The sequence below is a fragment of the Daejeonella sp. genome (genome assembly GCF_049655485.1).
GTDB lineage: Bacteria > Bacteroidota > Bacteroidia > Sphingobacteriales > Sphingobacteriaceae > Daejeonella.
The window spans coordinates 1-4640 of record NZ_JBASJU010000413.1 but is presented as its reverse complement, the minus strand read 5'-3'; the positions used below and the strand labels follow the sequence as shown (position 1 = coordinate 4640).

Annotated in this window: 4 protein-coding genes; 3 read left to right on the top strand and 1 reads right to left on the bottom strand. The window is 42.6% G+C overall.

The window, feature by feature from the left end:
- From WBJ10_RS16615 to WBJ10_RS16605, 3 genes are all read left to right on the top strand, one after another.
- A partial coding sequence (locus WBJ10_RS16615; protein ID WP_424292313.1) for a phosphatase PAP2 family protein occupies positions 1-320 on the top strand: 320 nt, incomplete at its 5' end.
- A 17-nt stretch (positions 321-337) separates the two neighbouring features.
- Positions 338-958 carry a phosphatase PAP2 family protein gene (locus WBJ10_RS16610; protein WP_424292311.1) on the top strand — a complete coding sequence of 207 codons (621 nt, stop codon included), beginning with the start codon at positions 338-340 and terminating at the stop codon, positions 956-958.
- A 58-nt stretch (positions 959-1016) separates the two neighbouring features.
- Positions 1017-1607: an HD domain-containing protein gene (locus WBJ10_RS16605; protein ID WP_424292309.1), complete on the top strand. Its 591-nt coding sequence runs from the start codon at positions 1017-1019 to the stop codon at positions 1605-1607.
- Between the two features lie 103 nt (positions 1608-1710).
- Here the strand turns inward: WBJ10_RS16605 and WBJ10_RS16600 are convergent.
- Positions 1711-4640: efflux RND transporter permease subunit (locus tag WBJ10_RS16600; RefSeq protein WP_424292308.1), on the bottom strand; the 2930-nt coding region annotated here is incomplete at its 5' end.

The window sequence follows — 4640 nt, the reverse complement described above, 5'->3', positions numbered from 1 at the left end:
CTTTTCCATCTGGCCATACCGCTACAGCATTTGTCGCGGCTGAATTTATGAATCAGGAATTTAAAAATACATCTCCTTGGTACGGTTATATAGGCTATTCCATGGCAACTGCTACCGGCGCGCTACGGATGATGAACAATCAGCACTGGTTGAGTGATGTACTTGCTGGCGCTGGCGTAGGGATACTTACAACGAAATTTACCTATCTCGCCTATCCCTGGATAAAGAAGAAAATAATCGGAAATAAACATTTGAATTTCATGGCCACACCTGTTATCCAAAATGGGAATGTGGGCTTTTCATTGATCGCTCCTTTATGAGGTTAGAGCGGAAACGCATGTTATTCTACATTCTTGGAGGGATAGTTATAGGGTTCTTACTACTAACTCTCCTGGTATCACTGTTCCCGAACTCATTGGTCGACCGAGAATTCTCCGAGGAGATCCAGGAACATCAATATCCATTATTAGATGTGCTCATGAAGGCCATAAGCTGGCCGGGTTATACTCCTCAGTCTGTAATCATGGTGATTGTGACATCAGGTGTATTTCTCGGATTTAAATTGAAAAGAGAAGCTCTTTTTATCCTTCTGACATTATTTTCCGGTGTTATCAGCCATTCGTTAAAAATCATTATTGACCGTCCCCGGCCTACAGACGATGTTGTGAGAATAATAGAAATAGCCAGGCACCAAAGCTTTCCCAGCGGCCATGGTCTTTTTTATGTCATTTTCTTTGGCTTTATGATTATTCTAATGAATCATCTTAAAACTGTTCCAAAAGGCATAAGAATAACAGTCATATCAATTTGTGCTTTTTTGATATTCACAATTCCTTTTTCCAGAATTTATTTAGGAGCTCACTGGTTTACAGATGTTTTGGGCGGGTTCATGCTGGGTATTTTAAGTTTATTTGCGTTGAGTTACTATTACTTAAAAACGCCATCATCTGCTAAATAGTAACCATTTAGATGATCATTCTACACTTTATTTTTTTAAATTCTCTACTAAGTATAATATGACAACTGACTCAAGTATAATCGAAAGAGTAGAAATCTACATGAATAACTTCTTTAACACAGAGCTTGCTGCTGACCTGTACTTTCACAATATTATACATACCAGGGAAGTGGTGGAAGCGATTACAGAGATTGGCATACATGAAGGATTAACCCAGGACGAACTTGAACCGTTGAAAATTGCGGCGTGGTTCCATGATGCGGGATATTGTTGTAAATATATTGGGCATGAAGATGAGAGTATTAAAATAGCCCGCGCTTTCCTCAGCGATCAGGATTACCCGGTTGATAAGGTAAGTCTTGTGATCTCTTGTATTGAAGCAACACGCTATCCGCAGAAGCCTCGGAATCTCTACGCGGAGATTTTATGCGATGCAGATTTGTATCATTTCTCATGTAAGGATTACGATAGACATGAACAAAATTTGAGGAAAGAATGGGCAGTGTACTTAAAAAAGCAGTATACCGATAAGGAGTGGGTGGAAGAAAATTGTTATTTACTTTCACTACACCAGTATTTTACCCATTACGGAAAAGAAGTTTTAAGGGCAAAAAAGGACGAAAATATGGCGAAGATGTTATGCAGGTAAGACCCCAGGGTTCTGATCATTTAACTACAAAGAGATAGCCCTTATTCTAAGGACTTCTTGTATTAGCAATTATTGCTCAGATTATCCCTAATGGAAGTATTATTTAATCAGATTCCTGTCGCTTGATTTTGCCATCACTATTTTTGGATCTTCCAAAACGAAGATAAATTAACGGAAGGAAAAACAAATTTAACAAAGTCGATGTGATCAGGCCGCCTAAAATAACTATAGCCATCGGGAATTCTATTTCCTGACATGGTTTATTTACTGTTAATACTATAGGCAATAATGCAAGAGAGGCCGCAAGAGCGGTCATCAAGATCGGAGACATTCTTTCCAGCGCTCCTCTGATAATAAGGTGCAGGCCAAATACTTCATGCTCTTCATTTTCCAGGTGCCGGTAATGACTAATTAGCATGATGGCATTCCGTGCCGCAATACCAAGAACAGTAACGAAACCGACCAATGAGCCCAAAGACAGTACTCCCCCGGTAATAAGAGCAATAAAAATGCATCCTGTTAATGCGAAAGGAAGACTAAATAGTATTAAGGACGCTGTACGTACTGAGTTAAAATCAATATAAAGGATCAGGAATATACCAAGCAGCGACAATAAAGCTAGAGCATTGAGCCGGTTTTGGGCTGCTTTACGTTCGGCGTACTCCCCTAGAATTTCAGGATGATAGCCTGGTGCGAAGGATACACTTTCCAGCCTTTTTTCAACTTCCCGTGCAACAGAACCCAGGTCTTTACCTTTGGTATTGCAGGTCACATCTATTTTTCTGGATGAGGCTTCGCGGGTAATTTCGTTAGGAGTGGGTCTGACATATACATCCGCCACATCTTTAAGAGGCACCCTGCCCCCACGGGGAATATCGATTAGCATATCCGGGACCGTTTCAATATTGGAACGCTGTTCGGCAGATCCCCACACTACGACATCGAATATCTTTTGTTCCTCATACACTTCTCCTACTTTAGTGCCATTCACCAGTGCGTTCACTGCCCTACGGACATCGCTGGAATTAACCCCTACCCGCGATGCCTTTTCTGGGTTGAACTTGACACCAAGCTGAGGAACTAAGGTCTGCTGCTGAACTTTCAGGTCGGAAATACCTTCTACATCCGCAAGTACTTTCCCAACTTCCTTGGCTTTAGCTTCGAGAACCTCCAGATCGGAACCGTATATTCTCACTACAATGCTGGCACTTGTACCCGTCAGGACTTCTTTAACCCGTTCACGTAAATAAGTAAGTACGTCTCTGTATAAACCCGGATAGCCATCCACTACTTCCTGGATTTTGGCTACTGTCTCGTCATAAGGAACTTCGGGATCTATGCTTATCCAATTTTCTGTGAAGTTAGGGCCAACAACTTCATCAGCTACTTCAGCTCTTCCTATGTGAGCGCCGAAATTCCTCACTCCCGGAATAGCCATTAGTTCTTTACTTACCTGGATAGTTATTCTTTTGGAAGCTTCAAGTGATGTGCCGGGTTTCTCGACCCAGTGCATCAGGAAATCGTACTCTTTAAAATGAGGCAGAAATTCCTCTCCGAGAAAAGGCACAGTTCCGATACTTAGCGCCAGCACAATGATCAACCCGCGAATAGTTCGCTTTGGATGCGCTATGATCCGGTGTAAAGTTCTTTCATACCTCGGTTTAAGCCACTGGACAATCTTAGGTTCATGAACTGCATCATGTGATTCCTTGCCGGAATATTTTTTCGGCAGCAATAAAAGGGAAAGTGCGGGTGTCAGAGTAAGTGCAACAAAAAGCGAGGCGAGGATTGCCAGGATGTAAGACAAGGCAAGAGGCTGGAAAAATGCCCCGGATATTCCAGGAAGAAAAAACACCGGCATCAACACGAGGGCAACTATTATACTGCCATACACAACCGCACTTCTTACTTCCATCGAGGCGTCAAAAACTACCTTATATGCTGACAGAGGTTCCGCCAGCAGGCTATTTTGCTTTAATCTGCGTACAATATTCTCCACATCAATAATAGCATCATCAACTACCTCTCCTAAAGCAATCACTAATCCGGCAAGTACCATCGTATTGATAGTACCTCCACGGTAATGCAGGATGATCATGGCTATTAACAGAGAAAGCGGGATTGCCAGCACACTGATCAGCGCTGTTCGCCAGTCGTTCAGAAAAAATATCAGCACCAGGATAACCAATATACAGCCTATCAGCAAGGCTTTATTCAGATTATGTAGTGACATTTCTATAAAAGTTGCAGGCCTAAAAATGGTTGAATCAAATTCCATTTCTTTAAATCCAGGCTTCATCTCAAGAAGGATTTGCTCCACATTTCGTGTGACCTCAAGCGTATTAGCTTGTGGCTGCTTTTCTACAATTAGTAGTAAGCCATTGCCTTTATTGATCACTGCATCACCGATGGGCGCAGGAAACCCTTCAGCAACTTCTGCCAGCTCACCTAATCTGAGCGGAGATCCATTAGCTGTCGGGATAGTGATCTTGGCAAGATCCTCAGCATTATAGATATGCGGAATATTAGAAATAGCCATCCGCTGATTCGGCATATCTATAAATCCTCCTCCAAATTGCTGAACAGCCTCTCTTACCGCTACGATTACCTGGTTTAATTGCAGATTATGGGCAAAAAGCCTTTCAGGTATAACCTTAACCTGGAGCTGGCGGTCCCGCTGCCCCCATATTGCTACATTTGCTACACCCGGTACAGCCATCAGACGTGGTCTTAATGTCCAGCGAACCTCTGTACTCATGTCCATTTGAGACATTGTTTTAGAGCTTACACCAATCTTTAATACGCGGCTTGTAGTCGATAAGGGAGTTAACATTACAGGGGTTCTGGCCACGGCGGGTAATTGTGATGCCACCCGTGTAACTCTTTCCTGTACAAGTTGTCTGGCCTCAATAAGGTCAGTACCTTTTCCAAAATCTACCCGAATTGACGCTAGCCCCAACACCGATTTAGACCGCAGATGAGTAGATAAAGGCGTTCCATTTAATGCATTTTCTATGGGAACCGTGATGAGAG

What these genes read in the sequence shown, in the direction of transcription:
- WBJ10_RS16605 (WP_424292309.1), top strand. Translation starts at nt 1,017, where the DNA reads ATGACAACTGACTCAAGTATAATCGAAAGAGTAGAAATCTACATGAAT.
- WBJ10_RS16610 (WP_424292311.1), top strand. Translation starts at nt 338, where the DNA reads ATGTTATTCTACATTCTTGGAGGGATAGTTATAGGGTTCTTACTACTA.